This window comes from Candidatus Venteria ishoeyi, from assembly GCF_030378065.1.
Lineage (GTDB): Bacteria > Pseudomonadota > Gammaproteobacteria > Beggiatoales > Beggiatoaceae > Venteria > Venteria ishoeyi.
Window position 1 is genome coordinate 1 of the sequence record NZ_JAUCGJ010000060.1, and the last position, 24,086, is coordinate 24,086.

The following is a 24,086-nucleotide window of genomic DNA, read 5'->3' on the forward strand; positions in this document are numbered from 1 at the left end:
TCGCTGGCGATTAAAGCGGATGACACAGTGACCCTGAACAGCTACGCCACGGCGCTGGCGAATGCCAAGCAGCCCGAACGCGCCTTTGAGTTGTTTGAGCAGTCACTGGCGATTAAAGCAGATAACACAGTGACCCTGACCAGCTACGCCACGGCGCTGGCAAATGCCAGTCAGCCCGAACGCGCCTTTGAGTTGTTCGACAAGTCGCTGGCGATTAAAGCCGATGACACAGTGACCCTGACCAGCTACGCCACGGCGCTGGCAAATGCCAATCAGCCCGAACGTGCCTTTGAGTTGTTTGAGCAGTCGCTGGCGATTAAAGCCGATGAGACAGTGACCCTGAACAGCTACGCCACGGCGCTGGCAAATGCCAGTCAGCCCGAACGCGCCTTTGAGTTGTTTGAGCAATCGCTGGCGATTAAAGCCGATGACACAGTGACTCTGAACAGCTACGCCACGGCGCTGGCAAATGCCAATCAGCCTGAACGCGCCTTTGAGTTGTTTGAGCAGTCACTGGCGATTAAAGACGATAACCCGGTGACTTTGACCAGTCAGGCGGCATTATTAGAAAAAATGGGAAAATACCAACAAGCATTGGAGAACTTCCAGAAAATCAATCTGGACAAACAGACACCAAGTTATGTGGGTTTTATTTATCTGAACCTGGGGCGTTTGTATTATCGTTTAGGGAAAAAGAATGACAGCCGCCACTATTTTGACTTGGCAATGGATCGTTATGCCGGACATAAACCAGTTGCTCGCTTAACGGCGGCTAAAAATATTCTGGCAGTAAACCCCTATAGTGAAGAGGCACTCGAAATTCTACGCGATTTTACGCCACATACCCCCGGTTATCGACAAGCATTCAACTTATTTTCAATGAATCTGGACAATGAAAACCACTTCAGGCTGCATAATGACAGCAAGGCCGATGAAGAATATGATTTGGAATTACTCAACCGTACCATGTACCACAAGATACAAAATGAAATCAGTATCTTAAAAGGTATTGCTCAACGCATCGCGGCAAAAACTGAGTCAGTGCAAATCAATGCAATCGTTGAATTGATTGAGGGGATTTCTGCTGGGATTGTTAAACGGCGCAGTGCAGCAAAAACCGAACTGGCACATATTCTTGCCGATAATTACCAGCATATTATCCAGGCAATTTCCGATACCGCCCATGACATCGTGGATTTTGTCAATAATGAAATTGCCGTAGTCAAGGAACGGGTACGCAGGCTCTTACGTGATTCTGACAATCAACGGCTGAAAAATTTATTGGAACAAGTGGAATTTACCGAGAGCGCCCTGAATGATTTGAAATCAGTGAATGAAAGTGTGGAACTGCGTATGGAAACTTTTCCGGTGGGGTGTTTGTTTGAGAACTGGCGAAAAAACCCACGCATAGAGAATGCGGAAATTGTGCTGGATATTAACAACGCAGATACCGAATTTTATGGTGACGAGCAGAAAATCAAAGCGTTTATCAAAGAACTGGTGGATAACGCCATTAAACATAATACCGGGCAAAGTGATTTGTGTCTGCGTATCAGTGCCAGGGATATTGATAAGCTGCCAGGGTCTATGTTATCTGGCAAGCTGCCGCTACAAAAAAAATATCTGAGTATCTTATTTTCAGATAATGGCAAGGGTATTCCCAGGGATAAAAAAGACTGGATTTTCCTACCGCTGAAAACCACCTCTAAAGAGGGCAGCGGTTTGGGTTTGTTTATTATTAAACGTACTGTGCAAAGCATGAAAGGTTATATCCTGGAAACCGGGCAGCAGGGTAGCCGCTTTGAAATCTATTTGCCTTATGGAGCAAAACAATGGAATTGAACCACGTTGATGCGCGTTTGCTATTGGTGGAAGATAATCCCCGCTATCTGGCGCTGCTGCGGGAATCACTGGAAGATTTCGGCTATCAGGAAATTGCGGTGGCGGAAACTTCGGAAGCCGCCCAGGCGATGCTGGCTGAATCTTATTTTGATGTCATTGTCGCCGACATGCGCATGGGGGATGATCGTGGAGGTGGTTTTTGGGTACTTAATGAAATCAAGGCGCGTAACATCACCTCAATCGTGCTCATTCTCACCGCCAATGATAACGTCAACGACTGTCGCCGTGCTTTTAGGGAAGGAACCTGGGATTATATTTCCAAGAATTCACGCGGTGACGTGTTCGCCATTTTGCACGAATCCATCCGCGATGCCTTGATTTATTCGGAACAATGGGGCAACCGCAAGGATGAGCTGTGGATTCAAAATCACCGCGAACAACTACTGAAAGAGTATGCCGGACGTTATATTGCCGTACTCAATAACAGCGTCATTGATACTGATACGGATGAAGCTGCGCTACGACAACGCATCCGTGAGCGTAAACTGCCCTTGCTGATTCCAGTGATTCACCAAGTCCAGGAAGAAGCTCTGGAGCAATTGCCTGTGGATGACTTGATCAAACGTGGCGAAAGTGAGCACCTGGAGTTTAAAAGCACCTTGCAGTGTAATGTACGAGACAACAATAAAAATGAGGCGGTAGTGATGTCTTCCATCAAAACTATCGCCGCTTTTCTTAACAGTAATGGAGGCATCCTGCTCATTGGTGTGGAAGATAACGGCAATATATTTGGTCTGGATGCTGACATTGCCTTACTGGGAAAACGCAAGGATTTGGATGGTTTTGAGCAAAAACTGGTGGGATTAATGACGGAGCGCATCGGCGCGGCTTTTATGCAATTTGTCAAAATTGAGTTTCAGTCCATAAACACCAAGACTATCTGTATTGTACGGGTAACAAAAGCCGGTTCTCCCGCCTTTACCCGCGCTAAAGATAAAAATGGTAATCCACAGAAATACTTTTTTGTGCGCGCAGGTTGTACCACCCGCGCTTTGGATGTGGAGGACATTTATCAACACATGTTAATGAAAATGAAAGTGGTGCTGGCAGATTGATTGTTTTAATTGTGCAGCCCCTATCGTTTTTCAGGTAAATAACTTCCAAATACCTGATGAATAATACGCCTTGAAGGGTATTATCAGTGAAACTATTTTTATGAAAAACGATATGCCACAAACTGCATTAAAACTACAAGTCACCGGTCGCGTGCAAGCCGTGGGTTTTCGTCCTTTTGTTTATCGCATTGCGCTTGCACATCAGCTTAAAGGCTGGGTGCGTAATAGCGTGGGTTTGGTGGATATTCATGTTGAAGGTGAAGCGGCGCAACTGGCACAGTTTTGTGAGGATTTGATTGCTAAAGCCCCGCCGCTGGCAAGGCCGGAAATCACGCAGAAAATTGTGGTGGCTGATGAAGGCTTTGCTGATTTTTGCATCCGTGACAGCAATGCAGCGGGGGAGGCGCTTATCCATATCCCGCCGGATCAGGCAATGTGCCCGGATTGTGAGCGGGAGTTGCTTAACCCGCTGGATCGGCGTTATCGTTATCCGTTTACCAACTGTACCCAATGCGGCCCACGTTATACCATTATCCGCACCGTGCCTTATGACCGTAAAAATACCAGTATGTCGGTGTTTCCCTTGTGTCCACCTTGTCTGCTGGAATATGAAGCGCCTTCAAACCGGCGTTTTCATGCCGAACCCAATGCCTGCCCGGATTGCGGCCCACAGTTATGTTTTCAAAATGATAATGTTTTAATAAAAGACACGGCATCCGCGCTGGCGGCGGCAGTCACCGCCTTAAAGCAGGGGCAGATATTGGCGGTCAAAGGCGTGGGTGGGTATCATCTGATGTGTGATGCGCATAATGCCCAGGCAGTACAAAAATTACGTGATAACAAACATCGTCCACATAAACCGCTGGCGTTGTTATTGCCTGCCACCGGCGCAGATGGACTGGAAACGGTTAAAACGCTGGTGGCCTTAGATGCAAATAGTGCGCTTATGTTACAGGATGCGGCGCGCCCGATTATTTTACTGCCCAAAAAAATACCCTCAGCAGTTGCTGAGAATATTGCGCCGGGTTTATCGGAATTGGGCGTGATGCTGCCACCATCGCCGTTTCATCAGATGCTGAGTACTGATTTTGGTCATGCCCTGGTTGCCACTTCCGCTAATATCAGCGGCGAGCCGGTGCTGACGGATGATGATGCCGTGAAACAGCGTTTAAGTGCTGTGGTTGATGGCTATTTAAGCCATAACCGGGACATTGTACGCCCTGCCGATGACAGTGTTTCGCGTTTGATTGCGGGTAAGCCGCGCCGCATCCGTCTGGGGCGTGGTAGCGCGCCACTGGAATGGGCGTTAAAACATAGCTTGCCGCAGCCGGTGCTGGCGCTGGGCGGTCACTTAAAAAATACCGTGGCTTTGGCCTGGGGTAAGCGTTTGGTGGTTTCGCCACATATCGGTGACTTGAGCGCACACCGCAGTATGTTGGTATTTCAGCAGGTCATTGCTGATTTACAGGCTTTATATCAAGTAAAAGCCGAGGCATTGCTGACTGATGCCCATCCTCAATACGCCAGCAGCCGCTGGGCTAAAGCACAACCCTTGCCGCTGATTCCTATCTCCCATCATCGCGCCCATGCTTCTGCCCTAGCGGGAGAGCACGGGCGTGAAGATAGGGGACTGGTGTTGACTTGGGATGGCGTGGGTTTAGGCGATGATGGCAGTTTGTGGGGTGGTGAGGCTTTTTTGGGTTGCCCCGGTGATTGGCAGCGGGTTGCCAGTTTTCGCCCGTTTCATCTGGCTGGCGGCGATAAGCTGGGGCTGGAACCCTGGCGTAGCGCGGCGGCTTTGCATTGGGAACTGGGTTTGCCTTATGCGCAGTCAACAGATAATAAACCGGCATTGGCCTTGGCGCATCAGGCTTGGTTACGGCGCATCAATACCCTGCCCAGCAGTGCTGTTGGGCGTTTGTTTGATGCCGCCGCCGCCATGTTGGGTTTGTTAGAATATGCCTCGCATGATGGTGAAGCGCCCATGCGTTTGGAAGCCTTGGCTGAGTCGCTAGAGACACCAGTAGAGACCAGGGCGTATTTAGCGTTGCTTCAAATGGGTGATGTGTTACGCTTTGATTGGGAGCCACTGTTTTACCTGCTGAAAAATACCCGCTACAGCCCTGCACAGCGTGCTGGTTTATTACATCGTATACTGGCTAATAGTGCGTTACATTTATATCAACAACTGTCTCAGAAACATGATATTCACTGGCTGGGTCTGGCAGGTGGTGTTTTTCAAAATCGTCTGCTGAGTGAAAACATCAAAGCCTTAATGCAGGCTCAGGACGTAGAATGCCTGTTGGCAACTGCAATACCCACAAATGATGGAGGATTAAGTTATGGACAACTCATCGAATACGCCGCCCAAACACGGCGCTAAGCTAACGGATACGCATATCCGGCTGGCGCATGGTAATGGTGGCGTTTATATGCGTGAACTCATTGAGTGGGTATTTGCTGCACATTTAAGTGCGCAGGCAGCAGGGCTGGATACGGAAGCGGATGCAGTACAGGTTGGCGCTTTGCCGGGTGCGATGTATATCAGCGTTGATGGTTTTGCGGTGACACCGCTGGAATTTCCCGGCGGCAATATTGGCTCCCTGGCGGTGCATGGTACGGTGAATGATTTGGCAGTTGCCGGGGCGACTCCGCGCTATCTCACGCTTAGCGCAATACTTGAAGAAGGGCTGGAAGTTGCGGTGCTGGAGCGTTGCGTAGTGGCAATGGCTGAAGCGGCGCAGGCGGCAGGCGTCATGATAGTTGCAGGGGATACCAAGGTAGTGCCGCGTGGTCATGGTGGTGGTATTTATTTTGCTACCACTGGCGTTGGACAGACCGATCCCGGCCTGCAATTACACATGAACAATATTGAAGCGGGTGATGTGGTGCTGGTTAGTGGCAGCGTGGGGGATCATGGTGCGGCAGTGATGCTGGCACGGGAGGATTTTGGTCTGCACGGGGATTTATTATCTGACTCTGCTTCAGTTTTGCCTTTGGTGAAAGCCTTATCCGGTCTGTCGGGCGTGCATTTCCTGCGTGATCCAACCCGTGGCGGTCTGGCAACTGTGGCTTATGAAATTGCCAATGCTACCGGCTCATGCCTGCGTCTACAGCAAAACCAAATCCCGGTACGGGATTCTGTATCATCAATTTGTGAAATTTTGGGTTATGATCCCTTGTACCTGGCTTGTGAAGGACGCGTGGTGGCAGTAGTCAAAGCGGATGTCAGCGCAATAGTGCTTCAGCGTTGGCAACAACTGCCTGCGGGAAAAGATGCGGCGATTATCGGGCGAATAGAAAGCGCAGAAGCACTGGTATTACTGGAAACGCCCTTAGGTGGCGAGCGGGTACTGGAAGCGCTGGAAGATGATCCCTTGCCGAGAATTTGTTAGGGGGGGGGTAAAAGCAATGTGAAAGGTTCAGTCGTGAAATTTTTCCAATTCTGGCTTGTTATGCTTTTCAGCGCGTTTCTTTATGCGGCAGAGGCAGAAATTGTGCGTGTTGGTTTATTTGATCATCCGCCACTGGTATCGCTTTCTCCCCAAACAGGCGGTATTTTTGTAGAAATCCTTGAACAGCTTGCAGCCCAGGAAAACTGGGAACTACATTATGTCCCTGGTAGCTGGCAGGCGGGTTTAGACCGCCTGGAAGCGGAAGAAATTGATTTATTACCTTCTTTTACGCCAAGTCCAACCCGTCAAGCCCGTTTTGATTTTAATCATGAGCCGGTAGTATCCACTTTTGCACAAATATATAGCCAGCAGGGACTGAACATTGTTTCATTGGCTGATCTTGAGCAACGCAAAGTTGTTGGGCTGCGTGGTGATATTCATTTTCAGGCTTTTCAGGAAATCATTAATAAACTGGGTATCCAACCTGTATTGCAGGAAGTTGATTCAGATTTAGCCGCCTTTCAACAGGTCGCGAATGGTGAGGCTGATGCGCTGGTAACAGAGTATTTTGCCAGTTTGATTCGAGAAAAAAGCTTTGCACTGCAACGTACCCCCTTATATTTTTTCCCTCACAGTATTGCTTATGGCACCAAAAAAGGGCGTAAAACGCACCTGTTAACCGCGCTTGATAATTATCTTAAAAAGCAGCAAAGCGATCCGGCTTCAAACTATTATAAAATCATTCATCACCATCTTGGGCAGGGCTATGAAAACAGTGTTCAATATTCTAAAAATCACATTGCTTTAACAGATAAAGAGCAAACCTGGTTGAATGCACATCCCGTATTACGCATTGCACCCAATCCTGATTCCCCGCCACTGGAATTTTTTGATGGGCAAGGGCATTATCAGGGATTGGTGGCAGATTATATGCGTATTATCGCTGAACGTCTGGATGTGCGTTTGGAGGTCGTGCGTAAGGAGAACCTTTCTCAGGCAATTGCCGCTGTGCATAGTCATGAAGCTGATATTATCGGTAGCAGCATTCCCTCTGAAGCATTACTCAAGCAATTTATATTTTCTGATTTGCCTTTTTATGATGCTAAAACTGTATTTATTAGTCACGAAGACATAGAAAAACCCGTAAAAATTGAGGATCTGGCAGGCAACAAATTGTTGGTTAGCGCTGATTGGTCGGCAGAAATTGAATTTATCAGAGAAAAATATCCACAAATTGAGATAGTGGAAGTATCCAGTGCCTTAGTCGGCCTGCTTAAACTTAACTTCCGGGAATATGACTATTTGCTCACCAGCTTGCCCGTTGCGGCTTATTTCAGCTATCAACAGGATTTGAGTGATCTGAAAGTGACGGGATTTTTTACTGATAAACCCAATCAGGATACTTTTATGGTGCGCAAGGATGAACCCTTGTTGCGCAATATCATGCAAAAAGCCATGCGCAGTATCACCCCGGAGGAGCGTCAACGGGTTGAAGACAAGTGGTTGAAAGGCTTGGCGGGTATGGGAAACCTTCAAAGTTTAGCCATTGATCTGAGCCAGGAGGAACGCGCCTGGTTAAAACAAAATCCACAGATTAAATTAACGACGTATTTGGATCAGGCACCATTGGTAATCAAAAATCAGGATGGTTCAGTCAGTGGCATCATTCCAGACTTGTTCCTGCATTTCAGTCAAGCGATTGGTCAACGGATTGAACTTGAGTTATTTGAAAGCTTGTCGGATGCGCACCAGCAGCACAAAGACAAAGCTTTATATGGTCATGGCACGCTTACGAAAACCCCATTATATCAACGCCAGTACTTGTTAACGGATGCTTACCTGAATACACCACTTTATGTCTTTACCCACAAAGATAATCTTGCGTTCATCAGGCAAGACGTGGATCTCAGGGGCAGAAAAATTTCTATTTTGTCTGATTTTCAGGCTTATATAAGCTATCTAAGCAAAATAGATGAGGTGGAGATAATCTTTGCTGATTCTCCGTTAGAGCAGATGCGCCAGCTTATGACCGGTGAGGCTGATGCAATAATGGGGCATCTTGCCTATCCCTATTTACTTAATCAATATCTGATGGTGGATTTGGCTATTGCCTTTGTTGCTGAAATCGATGTCGGCATACATATTGGCCTTAATCCTGAACAGACCATCTTGCAGGGCATCTTAAATAAGGCCATTCAACATCTGAGCGAAGCCCGGAAAGCAAATATTCTTGCGAAATGGAATCAAATAGATGCCACTCAAGTCACACCTGATTTGACCGAAGCGGAGAAAACTTTCCTTAAATCCTTGCCACCATTGCGCGTGCCTTTAATTGAGCATCAGCCACCCCTGACCTTTTTGGTAGAAGGACAGGCTCAAGGTTATGTCAATGAACTACTAGAACAAGTCAGCAATAGTCTGGATCTTGAGATTCAGTGGATACGGGGTTTAAGTTACAGTGATTCATTGCAGGCGCTGAAAAATGCAGAACTTGATCTGCTTAATAACTATTCACATACCACAGACAGAGATTTTGTATTAGCCAGCAAATCAATATTAACCACATCATTTGTTGCTTTAGGCCGTATTAACAGTCCCGCGATTAAGACATTTCAAGATATTGAAGGCAAACGTATTGTTCTGGTTAAGGATTTTAAACAGACACAAGTGCTGCAACAGCATTACCCGCATCTGGATATGTTGTTGGTAAACTCTGTTAACGAAGCGTTGCGGATGCTGCGCTCACAAGAAGCGGATTATTATATCGGTAATGCAGTTCATGCCGGTTATTACTTATATCAAGGCATGGTCAATGATCTTAAAATTGCCGGTGAGTTACCAGCAGAAAGCCTCGGTAATCTGGAATTTAGTTTTGGTATCAGTAAACAACTGCCTTTGCTACATTCAGCTATCGATAAAACGCTGACTGCCTTATCTGACAGACAATTCCAAGCCTTAAAACTGAAATGGCTGCATACAGCAACAGATAAACCCAAGCTTCACTTGAGTCCTACTGAAAAAGCCTGGATTAAAAATCACCCTGAGATTGTATTTGGTACGGATGCAAGCTGGCAGCCTTATGTGATACCTAACCCTGATGGCAGTATCACGGGTATTGAGGCTGATATATTGGCACAAATTAATCAACTCAGCGGTTTGAATATCCAGATTAGGCTGGGATCATGGGTTGATATGGTAGAGCAAGCCCGACAGCGGAAAATTGATGGTCTGCTGATATCCACCCGACACCCGGAACGTGCGACGGATTTTCTATTCAGCGATAGTCCTTACAGCGTACATAAATATATCTACACGCATAAAGAAATGCTGAACAAAACCAAGGGTATGCAAGCCTTGACAGGAAAACGGGTGGCATTTCAGCAAGGCAGTCTGGTTGATGAGAAACTATTAAAAAAATATGCGGCTATTCCTGTGCCAGTAACAAACAATGATGAGATGATACATCTGTTGCTGAAAGGTGATGTCAGCGCAGTCATTCAAGGTATTAATTTTCGTCTGCAACTATTGGAGCATATGCTTTTTAATATTGATGTTGCGTTTGTGATACCTGACAGCAAACTGCCATTATTATATTCCATTCGTAAAGACTGGCCGGAATTACAGGGCATCATTAACAAAGCGCTGGCGATAATTCCCCACTACCAGCGCCTGGAAATCTTACAAAAATGGACATTGCAACCGCAAGAGAAGGTGAATCTGCAACAGTTAGGCTTGACGATTGCAGAGCAACACTGGTTGAGTCAACACCCAGTGATAAGTGTTGCGGTTGATCCTGACTGGGCACCACTGGAATTTATCGATAAACAGGGGCGCTTACAAGGCATCTCCGCTGATTATCTGCAACATTTGGAAAAGCTGCTGGGCGTGCGTTTTGAACCTGCGCAGGGATTGTCCTGGCAGGAAGCTGTAAAAGCGGTAAAAGCCAGACAGTTAGATATGTTTTCTTCAGTGCGGAAAACCCCGGAACGGGCGCGTTATGTGAATTTTACAGAACCCTATCTTTCCGTGCCTATCGCTTTTTTTACCGGTTCTGAAACTCACTATATCGGTCATGCAGAAGAATTGAGCGGGAAAAAGGTTGCGGTGGTTTCAGGTTATGCGATAGAAGAAATGCTGGCAAGTGATCACCCAGGTATTCAATTGGTTGCGGTTAAAGATATTCCTGAAGGCTTGCAGCGTCTGGCGCAAGGTGAGGTATATGCATTTGCAGATAATATACTGACCACTGCTTATTATGTGAGAGAACTGAAATTGTTACAACTGAAAGTGGCGGGTAAGACCACTTACGCTAATGAGCAAGCGATGGCAGCGCGTAAGGATTTACCGCTGCTGAGCTCTATTCTGCACAAGGCCTTGAATACGATTCCTGAGGCAGAACATAATCGCATCTACCAACGCTGGATCTACTTACACGATCAACCCAGATTTGATTATGTATTATTCTGGAAAATTCTGCTTGCAATTGCGCTGTTATTTGCCATATTTATTTATTGGAACTGGCGTTTATCTGCTGAAGTCAAGCACCGTAAAAAAGCTGAGCAGACTGCGCGTAGTGCAGCGGAAAAACTGCGGGTGGCGGAATTATTTGCGCGTGAAACCATTGATGCCTTGACCGCCCACCTGTGCGTACTTGATGCCAAGGGTATGATACTCACGGTTAACCGTGCCTGGTGCAAGTTTTCTGAGGCTAACCCCCCGGTATTACCTCACTATGGCATAGGTACTAATTATGTGAGGCTGTGTAAAGCCGCCAGTACCCGGAACAGCAAAGAAGCGGAAATTGTTGCTGCTGGTTTGCAAGCGGTGTTGCAAGGAAAGCAGAAAACATTCATGCTGGAATATCCCTGTCATTCACCTACACAGCAGCGTTGGTTTGTGATGATGGTGAGCCGCTTTGCCGATGATGGCCCGGTGCGTGTGGTGGTGGCACATGAAAACATCACCTCACGTAAACTTGCAGAGCAGGCACTTGAAGCAAGCAAAGACGCCGCTGAGGCCGCTAACCACGCCAAGAGCATTTTTCTGGCAAACATGTCACATGAACTGCGCACCCCGCTTAATGCCATTCTGGGTTTTTCTCAGATCATGGTGCAGGATACGACAATTAATACAACCCAGCGTAATAATCTGAATACGATTAATCGCGCAGGTGAGCATTTGTTGGCAATGATCAATGATGTACTGGATCTCTCTAAAATCGAAGCCGGTAAAATTGAACTGCAACAGGCCTCTTTTGATTTAGTGCAAATGTTTCAGGATCTGGCGGAAATGTTTTGTTTTCGCGCACAGAACAAAGGTCTGGCTTTTCATCTACAATTACACCTGAGCAATAATAATACGCCTTTGTATATTAAAACCGATCAGGGTAAATTGCGTCAGGTACTGATTAACCTGTTAGGTAATGCCCTCAAATTTACCCAACAGGGAGAGATTAAGCTGCGAGCCACCTGTATTGCCACAAGCTCAAGCGAAAACTGTGGTCGTTTACAGGTGACGATTGAAGATACAGGTATGGGGATTACCACTAAAGACCTGAATAGCATTTTTGACCCCTTTGCCCAAGCGACCTCATCGGAGCAATCAGAACACAAAGGTACGGGTCTGGGTCTGGCAATTTCACGTTCTTTTATTGCATTAATGGGGGGGGAAATCACGGCAAGCAGTACCCCTGGAAGTGGTAGTTGTTTTCAGTTTGAAATTCCGCTGATGGCAGGCACCGCCAAGGCGGTTAAAATGCCGCTGAATGTCGTGGGTTTGGAAAATGAACAAACCCCGTGGCGCATACTGATAGTCGATGATGATGCTGACAACCGGGCTTTATTAAGCAGCTTACTGGCACCGGTTGGTTTTCAACTGCGTGAAGCTGGCAACGGCGTGGAAGCCATTGCCCAGTTTCAAAACTGGACACCGCATTTTATCTGGCTGGATATGCGTATGCCGATCATGGATGGTTACGAAACAGCACGTCAGATTCGCAAACTACCGGGGGGTGATAAGGTCAAAATTGCCGCAGTGACAGCCAGTGCTTTTCTGGATCAACAAGCACAGGTATTGGCTGCTGGTTGTGATCATATCGTCAGCAAACCCTTTAAATCCGATGAGATATTCAGTGCTTTAGAAAAACACCTGAATGTGCGTTATGTGCTTGCGCAGTCAAAGCCGGTGCCGCAAAAAACTGTCCACACACCATTAAGTGCCAAAGAACTGGCGCAATTGCCACAAAATGTATTACATGCTTTGTTGGATGCCGTGTTACAGCTTAATACTGAAGAAATGCTGGAAATCATAACACCTTTTCAGCAACAACATCCTGATATTACAAATAAAATTCATAAACTGGTAGATAATTATCAGTATGAACGCTTAATGGTATTATGTGAGCAGGCATTGCATAACTGATTGGCAATAAATTGAGGCAATAAACAACCACCCGCTAAAAGACGGGTGGGTTAGAGCGTTTGGTGGCTGAAAGCCGAGATACAGGGCAGACAAGCCCTGTTGTTTAGCCCCAACGGGGTGCATTAATATAGCCAGGGGTAACACCCCTGGAATTGTATCCGTGTCATTCTCTCCCTGGGGCGTTGCCCCACTACCATTAACTTAAGAAAATATTCAGCCAGCCCCAAAGGGGTATAACATACCAGCCCAGGGCAACGCCCTGGGTGTGTAATGTGATGATACCAGAGCCCTGAAAGGGCTCTAATTCAACAAAACAACCTACCTGGGGCGCTGCCCCAGGCTGGTATGCTTATCCCTTTCAGGGATATACTTGCTCACCCAATGAGAATAAAGCAATAATTTTTAACCAAAAGTCTTAAGTTAATAGCAGTGGGGCGTTGCCCCAGGCTATATTAAAATACCCCTTTGGGGTGTTAGTGCTAAAACCCATATTTTAAGTTTTACCGTTAAACATTAGAGATAAATCTGTTCGCCTGAAAGGCGAAGGTTTTAACCTTGTGCATGGAAAATAAATTGACTAGAAAATGAGGAGTTACTGATGAATACGCAAAAACCTTGTTTGGCAGTACATAAATTTAGTTCTTGTGATGGTTGCCAATTAGCCTTGTTAAATCTTGGTGAACCGTTACTGGATTTGGCAGAATTAATCGATATTATTCATTTTGCTGAAGCCGGGCCAATGGCCCCGGATCGTTATGCCGATATTGCTCTGGTTGAAGGCAGTGTTGCCACGGAAGAGGATTTACAACGTATTCAGTCGATTCGCGCCAATACCGGTTTTTTAATCAGTATCGGTGCCTGCGCCACTTCCGGTGGCGTACAGGCGTTGCGCAATATGACAGATAGCAATCACTGGATTAAAGCAATTTACGCCAAGCCAGAATATATTTCTTTATTGCAGGATTCCACGCCGATTGCGCAGCATGTACATGTGGATTTTGAAATCTGGGGCTGTCCGGTCAACTCAGAACAAGTGGTTACTGCGGTGCGCGATTTACTCAGCGGGGTAAAACCCGCTAAAGAACCAGCGGCCTTATGTTTAGAGTGTAAACGTGCAGGTTATAGTTGTGTATTAGTGAGCAAAAATGAACCTTGCATGGGGCCGGTGACACTGGGTGGCTGCGGTGCTTTGTGTCCCTCGCTGGGGCGCGCCTGTTATTCGTGTTACGGCCCGGCAGAACTGGTCAACGATGCAGCTTTAAGCCAGCGTTTTACTCAAGCTGGTTTATCAAGCACCGCGATAAAGCAACGCTTTCATTTAATGAACAGTCAGGCACCCGCCTTTGAGCAGGCTGGGCAAAAAGCCCAAAGCATGGGGAAATAGCCATGAAGCAGACAAATAGTCACAGAGATTTGAGAATCAACGTGCCGGTATTGGCACGGGTTGAAGGTGAAGGCGCGCTGGAACTGGATATTAGCCAGGGTGAAATTAAAAACCTGAAATTGCGTATTTTTGAGCCACCGCGTTTGTTTGAAAAATTTGTTGAAGGTTATCACCATACTGATTTGCTGGACATGGTGGCGCGTATTTGCGGTATTTGCCCGGTCGCCTATCAAATGAGCGCAGTACAGGCGCTGGAAAAATTATTTGGGCATACGCCAACGCCCTGGGTAAGTGATATGCGGCGGGTGATGTATTGCGGCGAGTGGCTGCAAAGTCACAGTCTGCATATTCATTTACTCGCTGCGCCGGACTTTCTGGGGTTTGACAATGCCATTGCCATGGCTAAAGATTTCCCCCAGGAAGTGCGCCGTGGCTTGTCTTTACAGGGGCTGGGCAATGATTTGATGGTCTTGTTTGGGGCGCGTTCAGTGCATCCTGTCGGTATTTGCGTGGGAGGTTTTTATCATGCCCCGGAAGCTGAAAAAGTGGCGGCAATCCGGGCGCGTCTGCAAGCGGCTTTGCCGCAAGCGGAAGCACTGGTGCATTGGTGCGCAGGATTGAAATTTCCACAGGATGAACAGAGCTTTATCAGCGTTGCCTTGCGCCACCCGGATGAATACGCCATTTATGCCGGTGATTTGGTTTCTGATCAGGGCTTAAATGTACCTATTGAGGATTATGCCCAGCATTTTCAGGAATTTCAATCCCCCCATTCCACCGCCTTACATGCGGCGCTCAATGGACAGCCTTATCTGGTAGGCCCCTTGGCGCGTTTGAATTTAAACCTGGAACAATTGCCTGATACCGTGCGTAGTAATCTGGAAGCTACGGGTATTACCTTTCCCAGTAAAATGATGTTTCACAGCATTCTTGCCCGTGCGGTTGAATTGCACTTTATTCTGCTGGAAGCACTGCGTTTATTAAAAGATTATGAAGTCCCGGAACAATCCCGGCAAATTGTTGAACCGGTTGCAGGTACTGCTACAGGTGCTTCTGAAGCACCGCGTGGTTTACTTTGGCATCAATATCAAGTGGATGCTGAAGGTCGTATTCAAAGTGCCACGATTATACCGCCAACCAGTCAAAACCAGGCGCGCATGGAACAAGATATTGCCTTATCATTACAAAATTATGGTCTGGAACATACGGATGAACAATTACGTCTGCACGCAGAGCAGGTGATTCGTAATTATGATCCCTGCATTTCCTGTGCAACGCATTTTCTACAACTTAAGATCAGGCGGTGATAATGACAAACGCAGATGATGAACCGAAAGAGACAAATGCAGCGCAAGCCGAGTCTTGGTATCAAAAACTTCCCGGCTTTTGGCAGGATTTAGCCAGACAAGTGCTGTCTCCAAGCGTTGAGTCGGAAGAAAATGAGCAAATCCTGCACGATCTCAATCAAAAACTGCCTATACCGGTGATCTGGTTGTTGGGTAAAACGCAATCTGGAAAGTCTTCAATTATCAGTGCCTTGACCGGGCGTGAAGATGCGGAGATTGGACAAGGTTTCAAAGCCTGCACACGTACTGCCCAATTATATGAATTCCCTTCCTCCCAGGATTGTTTGCTGAAATTTCTGGATACTCGCGGTTTGGGTGAAGTGGCTTATAATCCTGCTGAAGATTTATTACAGTTTCAGGAGCAAGCGCATATTTTGATGGTTGTGCTGCGAGCAATGGATCATAACCAGGATGAAGTGCTGACTGCACTGAGAGAGATTCGCAAAATACACTCGCAATGGCCTGTTGTCGTGGTGCAGACAACGCTGCATGAAGCTTATCCTGATGCAGATTTTGAGCATTTACAGCCTTATCCATTTAATGATGTGCTGGATAATCCACTGATTCCTGATGATTTGTGCCGTTCTTTGCAAATGCAGCGAAAGTGGTTTGAGGGACAAGACGGTATTTCTTTTGTTGTCGTTGACCTGACCCATGAGGAGGAAAATTATTATCCTGCGAACTATGGCGCAGAGGCGCTGTGGGATGTTTTGCTTGATGATGCGCTACCGCAAGGGATGCAAAATATTTTCCACTTGCTTCGGGATGCTCGGAAAAACCAGTATGCCACCACAGCACATCCACACATCATCAGTTATGCTTTGATGACAGCTGCGGCTGAAGCCGTGCCGATACCAATGATTAGTGTGCCAGTGGTATTAAGCATACAAACTAAAATGTTCCAGTCTCTGGCTTCCATCTATGAACAAGAATTTACTTATGAACGTTTTGCCGAGATTGCCGCTTTGCTGGGCAGTTCATATTTATTGCGATTAGGTGGCAGACAATTGCTGAAGCTTATCCCTATTTACGGACAGGCTGTCACCGCTGTGTATTCCGGTGCGACAACTTATGCCTTGGGTCATATGTTATGCCAGTATTTTGAAGATTTGTCACAGGGTAAGGTGATGAGTCAGGCCGAATTTGAGCAAAAATTTGCCAATGATCTGGAACGCGGTAAGCAGTTTATTAAAGATATGTGGAAACAGGATCAGGAGAAGAAAAAATGACACTAACCTGGCGCGGCTGGTTATTGGTAACGTTATTTTTGCTGCCTTGGTTAGGTGCTTTTATTGCTGGTTTGTGGTGGCTGTGGTTATATGACTGGTGGCTGCTCTGGCTGGTGGTCGTAACTGTGACAACGCTGTTGTTATGGGCGGCGCGTCACTGGTGGAAAGGGCTGTTTTTTAAGCTACCGGAAGTTACTGCAAAAAATCAGAATTGGTCACCACATGAGCAGGCAGTGTGGAAGCAGCTACAAAACCGAGTCCAGATGGTTAATCCTGAGCATTATCCTGTTGATGCATTTTTGCCGGATAAATTATTACATCTGGCATTGGATCTCAGTTTGGAAGTTGCGCAGCAATATTATCCCGATACAAAAGAACCACGCCTTGCCGTACCCTTGCCTGAATTGATTCACAGTGCTGAGCGGGTATGTCGTGATATTCGGCACGGGGCTGAACAAGTGCCACTGAGCCATGTAGTAACCGCCGGACAATTGTTAAATCTGCATGATTATTACCGCCGTTATGGTACGCAAGCAAAAAATATACTACGTCTTGGTAGTCTGCTGCTGAATCCACAAACCCATGTCTTAAATGAATTACGCAACTATCTGCTAGGCCAGACACTGAGTTTTTCCGGTCAGGAGTTATTGCGTTGGGTGTTGCAAAATTATACACAGTGGATCGTACGTCATGCCATTGATTTATATAGTGGGCATCAACAAGGTGAGTTACTGCCGGAAACAGCATTACGTTTTCTGGTTCTGGGACAAGGTAACAGTGGTAAATCCAGTTTAATCAATGCGTTGTTTGGTGATGTTACAGCCGCCGCAGATATTTTGCCAACCACCGGCGGCTTTGATTGCTATCAACTGGAATGTGATGGCCTGCCGGCACTGAATATCTGCGATAGCAAGGGATACAGTGATGATTTACCCAAAGATCTGGAACAAGAACTTGATCGGGCAGATTTTGTTTTGCTGTTGTGCAAAGCTAATGAAGCTGCGCGCAAACCTGATCAAAAGCTGGTCACAGTTTTTCAAGATTATTTCCAGCAGCGCCCTGAAAAAGTACGGCCACCGCTATTGATTTTATGCACTCACATCGACAAGCTATCACCCGTGCGCAAATGGCAGCCACCATATAACATCGTCAACCCGCAACAAGGTAAAGCAAAGAGTATTCGCGCGGTGATGGAAACCCTTGCTGAAGAACTGCCCTGTTCCCTGAATGATGTGGTTCCGGTGGCTTTGCATCAGCCCTATAATATTGAGGAAGGCGTTATTCCTGCGATACTTGAGCGCTTACCGGCTGCACGCCAAAGCCAGTATGTCGCACATTTACGATATGCTGAAGATTCAGCATTCTGGCGGAAACTGGGGAATCAGGCGCGTACCAGTGGACAAGTCATTAACGCAGCTGCAAAAGTTTTGTTTGAGCAAACGAAATTTCATGCAAAAAAATAACCGATCACGCAAACTGAGCGACTTAAAAATTATTGGTATCGGCTCCCCCTTTGGTGCCGATGCCATTGGCTGGATACTGCTTGATCAATTGCAACAGCAACTGACGCAAGCGGGTTTATTAGAGCAGGAAAAGCTGAGCATTTGTTTTGCAAAGCATGATCGCCCCGGCCCGGCTTTGTTGGAATATTTACAGGGCAGCCATTGCGTTATTTTGCTGGATGCCCTGGCAAGCGAACAAACCGCAGGTAGCGTGATTGAATTGTCACTGGCACAGTTATTACAGCAGGAAGGACTTTGTTCCAGTCATGGTTTTGGCATTGCCGAAACACTGGCTTTGGGGAATGTTTTAGGTATTTTACCGGCTGAGTTGATCTTATTGGGGATTGCAATGGGTGCTGCGGGAATACAACAAAATCACAACCTGATTGCAAAACAGGCACTGCCACAAATTGAACAACGTATTGTGGCAATGGTTTCTCAAAAATTGAAGCCAGATTTCCCGGAACGCTGAGTCAAGCATTCCGGGAAATTTACTACACACCATTCCTGAAGCAAAACTCAGATTTATAAAGTCATGAGATTCAATTCCAGTGCTGGTGCATATTTTTCCAGTTTTTCTTTATTGCTGATAACCGCAATATTTGCTTGCTCTGGTTTTAACCAGGTGCTTGCCACCCGTTGCAAATCTGCCAGGGTCACATTCAGTAATTGATGGCGAAACTGACGGCGACTGTCCGGGTCGCGTCCATACAATAAACTGAAAAATGCGCCTTGCGCTTCACCCGCCGGAGAGCCTGGGCGATCAATGCGACTGATAACACTGAGAATAGCTTCTTCCAATAAACGTGTTTCATGTTGATCGCTTTGCAGCCATTCCAGCGCCTGATCAAAATGGGCAAAAGATTCCACCATATGCGGATCGCGATGCGAGGAAAAACGAAACAGACCGCTGCTGGGATTATAACCGGCACTGGTACCATAAGCGCCGCCTTGCTCGCGAATCGCATGATGCAAATAACCGTTATTGAGAAATTCGCCTAATATCATCAAGGCTGGTGCGTCGGCATGATGATAATAAACAGCGGGATAAGCTTTGGCATTAAAGCTGACCTGACTGCTGATAATCCAACCCTGGCGCGTGGTTTTAGTGGTAAAAGACTGCTGTAAACGTTGCGCCAAACTTTCTTGATTAGGCATCGCCTGGTGGTTTGCACTGGACCAGTGGCTGTTTAATGCCTGTTCAATTTCCTGTTGCGCATCGGCTTCGCTGATCACCAATAATTGCTGTGGTTGTTGCACAACGGCTTCATGTATGGCTTGCAGTTGTCCAGCAAAAATTTGTAGCTGCTCTGGATCTTGCAAAGCGTCATCTAATTTTTTCAGGTAGATAATACTTTCCAGCCCGCCCCATTGTGAAGACAAGGCGGACATCGGCGTGAAACCATTACTTGCAGCATCCATCACCAGAGCACCCGCGCGGGAAACCATACTGTGTTCAACGCTGGTACGAATCTGATTGACAAGTTCCCGCAAACGCCCCAGTTCATCAAAGCGTGGCTGGGTGAAACTGTCATGTAATAAATTGACCAGCTTATCTTGGTTACGGCGCAGCGCTTTACCTGAAAAGGTGAAAAAACTACTGAAACGCTGAATATCATGGACATCAATTCGGCTGGAATAACCCGCGCTGATGCCGCCACTGACCGCAGACTGCCAAGCTTGGGTCTGTAAATAATCGCGTTGCCCCACGCCCACTTCATTCAGGCAATCCGTATAGAATGGAAATAAGTTCAGCAAGCTATCATCCAGCGCGGGTAATTCAGCAATCAGGTGTTGATACACCATGCCATTAGTCCCCTGGGCATACCAGGAAACCGGCATTTTCTGTACTCGGCGTTGTTGACCTTCTGCAATGAGCATTTCATCAGGCACATCTTTTAAGGCCACTTTGGGTAATATTTCCGGGTCAGATTTGGCTAATTGACGTGCTTGCAGCGCCTTACTTTGCTCAATAATTTTCTGGGTTTTATCTGCATCCAACTGTTTTTTTATGGCCTGTAACTGGGCTTTTTCAGCATCCAGTTGCCGCTGATGCAATTGTGCATCAGGTTTCATAACCAAACGCACGCGGTGGGTGTTGTCCAGCAGCCATTCCTGTATCAGGTTTTTAATAAAATCGGGTTGCAGGATCATTTCCCGTAATTGTGCCAACTGCGGATCAATATTTAAGGCTGCAACAGGATCACTGTCATACAGAACCGGGCTGAGTGTTTGCAAAATCAGTTGCAAGCCATAAGGCATACGCCCACCGGAGATTTCCCGCTGTTGCAATTCCAGGCGATGTAACACCGATTCAAGCACATCTTGGGAAACGCCTTCTTCCGCAACTTTTTTCAAAGTATCCAGAATTAAGGATTCAACGGCTTGCGCATGTTCTGGATCGCTGTTTTCCAAACCCGCAACAAAAATCATTTCCCGACTTTGGCTATCCACCCCGCATAAAGGCGAGGGTGCCATGCCCAAGTCGGTGGTTTCCAATGCCAAAGTCAAGGGCGAGGCGCTGTTATCAAACAAGATTCCCGACAGCAGGCGGGCTTTCATTGCTTCCAGCGGATCACTGCTATGTCCCAGTAACCAGCCTAATACGATATGGGTTTTATGGCTTAAGTCTGCTTCATCCAGAGAATAAACCACTTCCTGCGCAAGCGGTTGGGTATAACGTTTTTCATCAACGATATGCAGACGTTTACCCGGCTTATCAAAACGTGCCAGGGCATGTTCCTGAAAATACGCCTGATGTTTTTCGGCAGGCAAATCGCCATAGGTCATGAATACCGCATTAGAAGGATGATAATGGGTGGCATGGAAAGTTTTTAATTGTTCCCAGCTTAATTTCACGATGTCTTCCGGTTCGCCACCGCTGTTATAATGATAAGTGGTGGTTGGAAACAGAATTTCACTGAATTTCTGCCACAGAAACTGTACTGGAGAACTCAACGCACCTTTCATTTCATTATAAACAATACCTTTATAAATCAATGGGCTTTCTGGGTTTTCACTTTCTTCAAACTCCAGTCTGTGACCCTCCTGAGCAAAATCCAGTGGATTAAGATTCGGAAAAAAAGTAGCATCCAGATAAACCTGCATCAGATTGTAAAAATCCTTGCGGTTCTGGCTGGCAAAAGGGTAAGCCGTCCAGTCACTACTGGTAAATGCGTTCATAAACGTATTTAAGGAACGGCGCGTCATCATAAAAAACGGATCGCGCACGGGAAAACGCTCACTGCCACATAAACTGGTATGTTCCAGAATATGCGCCACACCGCTGGAATCTTCCGGTACGGTTAAAAATCCAATCAGAAAAACATTATTATTATCATCGGCTGCAAGATGCAGGTGACGTGCCCCAGTGACACGATGACGATATTCTTCAAATTGCAGGTTCAGGCTGGGAATTGATTCAGTACGCAGGTGCTCAAAGCTGGAATGGCTCATTAAGTTTATATCTCTAAAAGTTTTTACGGGTTGCTTTAATTTAATTACTTAAATTATTAGGGCTGTATCACCTGTTTTCAAAACATGGCAATACTGTTTGGAAAAATGCAGGTTCAGCATTGTAACAACAAATGAAGCGGTAATAAATAAGACGCAAGCACGTAACAATGTAGTAACAAAATACAAGCACTTTGTTACCATACTAAAGCATCAATAAATGTCGGATTTCTGGCAATAAATCCTTAGCCAATAAACCGCGTTCACCATCACGCTGAGCACAAATATCACCTGCGCAGGCATGGAGACAAACGCCCAGTCGCGCAGCGGCTGCCAAAGGCACTTTCTGCGCTAACAAACCGGCAATTAAACCGGTCAGTAAATCCCCCATGCCACCACTGGCCATACCAGGATTGCCTGCATAGCAAACATAAAGCGGCTCACCACCATCAGCAATCAAACTGCCCGAACCTTTAAGTACACACACGCCACCATAACGTTGCTGAATTTCAACCACAGCATTAAAACGATCCTGTTGTACTTCCTGGATGGAGCAGCCCAGTAAACGCGCCGCCTCACCAGGATGCGGGGTTAAAACGACCGGCCCCAGTTGCATCGGTTGCATCGGTTTTTTTGCCAGTAAATTCAGTGCATCAGCATCCAATACCCAGGGTTTCTGGTTGTTTTGGCGATCTTGCAACAAGGTATCAAAACATTGCTGCGCCCAGCCAAACTGCCCCATGCCAGGGCCAATGGCAATCACATCATTTTGCGCAAACAGCATTTCCAGTGGTTGCGTGGTTTCTATACCGCTGCACATTAATTCCGGCTGTTGCAAATTTAAAATATCGGCATGTTCACGGCGGGTGGCAATACGTATTTTTCCTGTGCCACAACGTGCTGCGGCTCTGGCAGCTAATTGTACCGCGCCACTCATGCCCCAGTCACCGCCAATTAATAACAAGGAGCCATAATCACCTTTATGCGTATTACGTCTGCGTGGTGGAAAAAAACGCTGTAAATCTGCTTTTAAGGTATCTAAACCCAGACGTTGTGTTTGGGCAGGTATCTTTTCAAAAACATCAAGGGGCGCATGGAGGTCGTTATAACGCAGAATACCACACAGATCACTGCCAGCACCCGTCATTGTGCCGCGTTTTAGGGTGATAAAGCTGACTGTCATATCAGCCCTTACGGCTGTGCCCATGATGCTGCCACTATCAGCATTCAGTCCAGAAGGAATATCCAGTGATAATACCGGCGCGGGATGCGCATTTAACAACTCAATTGCCTGCGCCCATTCCCCGGTTACCGGGCGTTTCAGCCCCGTGCCGAGCAGCGCATCAACAAATATTTCGGTATCTTCCGGTAAAGTGCCGTCAAAGGGTTTGGGGTGAATACCACTTCTTTCTAACAAAGATAAACAATCCCGCGCCTCCTGTGTCATCTGTGCCGTATCACCGAGTTGCAATACCACTACGCGATAACCCGCGCGTCGGGCTAGTTGTGCCAGAATATAACCATCGCCACCATTATTGCCAACCCCACAAAAAACTGTCATGTGCCGATTTTCAGGCCACTGCGCCTGCAAGCAATTAAATGCCGCAGTGCCCGCGCGTTCCATCAATTGCAATCCTGACATGCCATGATCCTGAATAATCCGCTGATCAATGGCCTGAGATTGCGCTGCACGATACAAAGCTTGAGGTAAAAGATTTAAGCTGTCCTGTCGTGCTGTTATATCCATCAGTCTGACTCCGCTTGAAACTAAACCTAAAGTGATATGCAGTGTACAGCAAAGCATTAGGTATTGTCTTTTGAATAAGGCTTCTATATAATCCCCCCTTCTTCATATTTCTTAAGAAGTATGCCGGGGTGGCGAAACTGGTAGACGCGCCAGACTCAAAATCTGGTTGTAGCAATACAGTGTCGGTTCGAGTCCGACCCTCGGTACCAAATTATTAAATCATAACGTTTCACAACGTAGAAAAACCCGCATAGCGCATAAGTTATGCGGGTTTTTTTATGCTACTTATATTTTTCCGCGTTGCAACTATGAAAATATCAGCTATTGGTATAACAACCGGGCAGCACTTTGCCCCTTAAACCATTTGCGCCCCTGCCGTTCAGTTTCTTCCAGCAAATGCCGCATAATGCCAACAACTTTATAAAAATGATTACCGTAATGCTGTATGCCATCTATCCAGTTGTCTTGCTTAATTTCCAGACGTTGCAAAATGGGTCGAATATGTGCAGGAATAGCACCACGCTTACCATCACGAATACAACGCCCAGTCCAATCGACCAGTTCAAAGTATTCTTTCTGACTGATGGGCAGGCAAACATGCGCATTTTTCGTGGCTTGAGGTTTCCCGGTCTTTTTAGACTCAGCGAAAGGTA

At 46.6% G+C, this 24,086-nt stretch carries 13 protein-coding genes and 1 tRNA gene; 11 read left to right on the forward strand and 3 right to left on the reverse strand.

The features are described 5' to 3' along the window. The 10 genes from QUF61_RS15995 to QUF61_RS16040 form a co-directional block, all read left to right on the forward strand. Positions 1-1,842, forward strand: a 1,842-nt coding sequence (locus QUF61_RS15995) for an ATP-binding protein (protein ID WP_289682592.1), incomplete at its 5' end; no start/stop codon positions are given. Beyond that, positions 1,833-2,957 (forward strand): response regulator, encoded by a 1,125-nt coding sequence (locus QUF61_RS16000; RefSeq protein WP_289682593.1) that lies wholly within the window; start codon positions 1,833-1,835, stop codon positions 2,955-2,957. The genes QUF61_RS15995 and QUF61_RS16000, both read left to right, overlap by 10 nt. Positions 2,958-3,057: 100 nt before the next feature. Continuing rightward, the gene (gene hypF, locus QUF61_RS16005; RefSeq protein WP_289682595.1) at positions 3,058-5,340 is read left to right on the forward strand and encodes a carbamoyltransferase HypF; all 2,283 of its coding nucleotides are present in this window, start codon (positions 3,058-3,060) and stop codon (positions 5,338-5,340) included. Then, positions 5,300-6,352 carry a hydrogenase expression/formation protein HypE gene (gene hypE / locus QUF61_RS16010; RefSeq protein ID WP_289682596.1) on the forward strand — a complete coding sequence of 351 codons (1,053 nt, stop codon included), beginning with the start codon at positions 5,300-5,302 and terminating at the stop codon, positions 6,350-6,352. Before hypF ends, hypE begins: the two co-directional genes overlap by 41 nt. A gap of 33 nt (positions 6,353-6,385) precedes the next feature. Further along, positions 6,386-12,772 carry a transporter substrate-binding domain-containing protein gene (locus QUF61_RS16015; RefSeq protein ID WP_289682598.1) on the forward strand — a complete coding sequence of 2,129 codons (6,387 nt, stop codon included), beginning with the start codon at positions 6,386-6,388 and terminating at the stop codon, positions 12,770-12,772. Between the two features lie 598 nt (positions 12,773-13,370). Next, entirely contained in the window at positions 13,371-14,156 is a 786-nt protein-coding gene (locus QUF61_RS16020) for an NADH-quinone oxidoreductase subunit B family protein (RefSeq protein ID WP_103919712.1), read from the forward strand. Between the two features lie 2 nt (positions 14,157-14,158). After that, positions 14,159-15,463, forward strand: coding sequence for a Ni/Fe hydrogenase subunit alpha (locus tag QUF61_RS16025; protein ID WP_289682601.1), 1,305 nt, complete (start codon positions 14,159-14,161; stop codon positions 15,461-15,463). Positions 15,464-15,465: 2 nt separating this feature from the next. Then, complete coding sequence (locus QUF61_RS16030; protein ID WP_289682602.1) at positions 15,466-16,731, forward strand: GTPase family protein; 1,266 nt, start codon at positions 15,466-15,468, stop codon at positions 16,729-16,731. Beyond that, positions 16,728-18,194: a GTPase family protein gene (locus QUF61_RS16035; protein WP_289682603.1), complete on the forward strand. Its 1,467-nt coding sequence runs from the start codon at positions 16,728-16,730 to the stop codon at positions 18,192-18,194. The genes QUF61_RS16030 and QUF61_RS16035 overlap by 4 nt, the downstream gene beginning before the upstream one ends. Then, positions 18,181-18,705 (forward strand): hydrogenase maturation protease, encoded by a 525-nt coding sequence (locus tag QUF61_RS16040; protein ID WP_289682604.1) that lies wholly within the window; start codon positions 18,181-18,183, stop codon positions 18,703-18,705. Before QUF61_RS16035 ends, QUF61_RS16040 begins: the two co-directional genes overlap by 14 nt. 53 nt (positions 18,706-18,758) lie before the next feature. Here the strand turns inward: QUF61_RS16040 and QUF61_RS16045 are convergent, their stop codons facing one another. Then, positions 18,759-21,689: an insulinase family protein gene (locus QUF61_RS16045; RefSeq protein WP_289682606.1), complete on the reverse strand. Its 2,931-nt coding sequence runs from the start codon at positions 21,687-21,689 to the stop codon at positions 18,759-18,761. Between the two features lie 202 nt (positions 21,690-21,891). Continuing rightward, a complete protein-coding gene (locus QUF61_RS16050; protein ID WP_289682608.1) occupies positions 21,892-23,433 on the reverse strand; it encodes an NAD(P)H-hydrate dehydratase in 1,542 nt (513 codons plus the stop codon). A gap of 122 nt (positions 23,434-23,555) precedes the next feature. On the opposite strand from QUF61_RS16050, the gene QUF61_RS16055 reads away from it, so the two are divergent. Continuing rightward, positions 23,556-23,642, forward strand: a tRNA-Leu gene (locus QUF61_RS16055). Between the two features lie 112 nt (positions 23,643-23,754). On the opposite strand, the gene QUF61_RS16060 is transcribed toward QUF61_RS16055, so the two are convergent. Then, a partial coding sequence (locus QUF61_RS16060; RefSeq protein ID WP_289682609.1) for a hypothetical protein occupies positions 23,755-24,086 on the reverse strand: 332 nt, incomplete at its 5' end.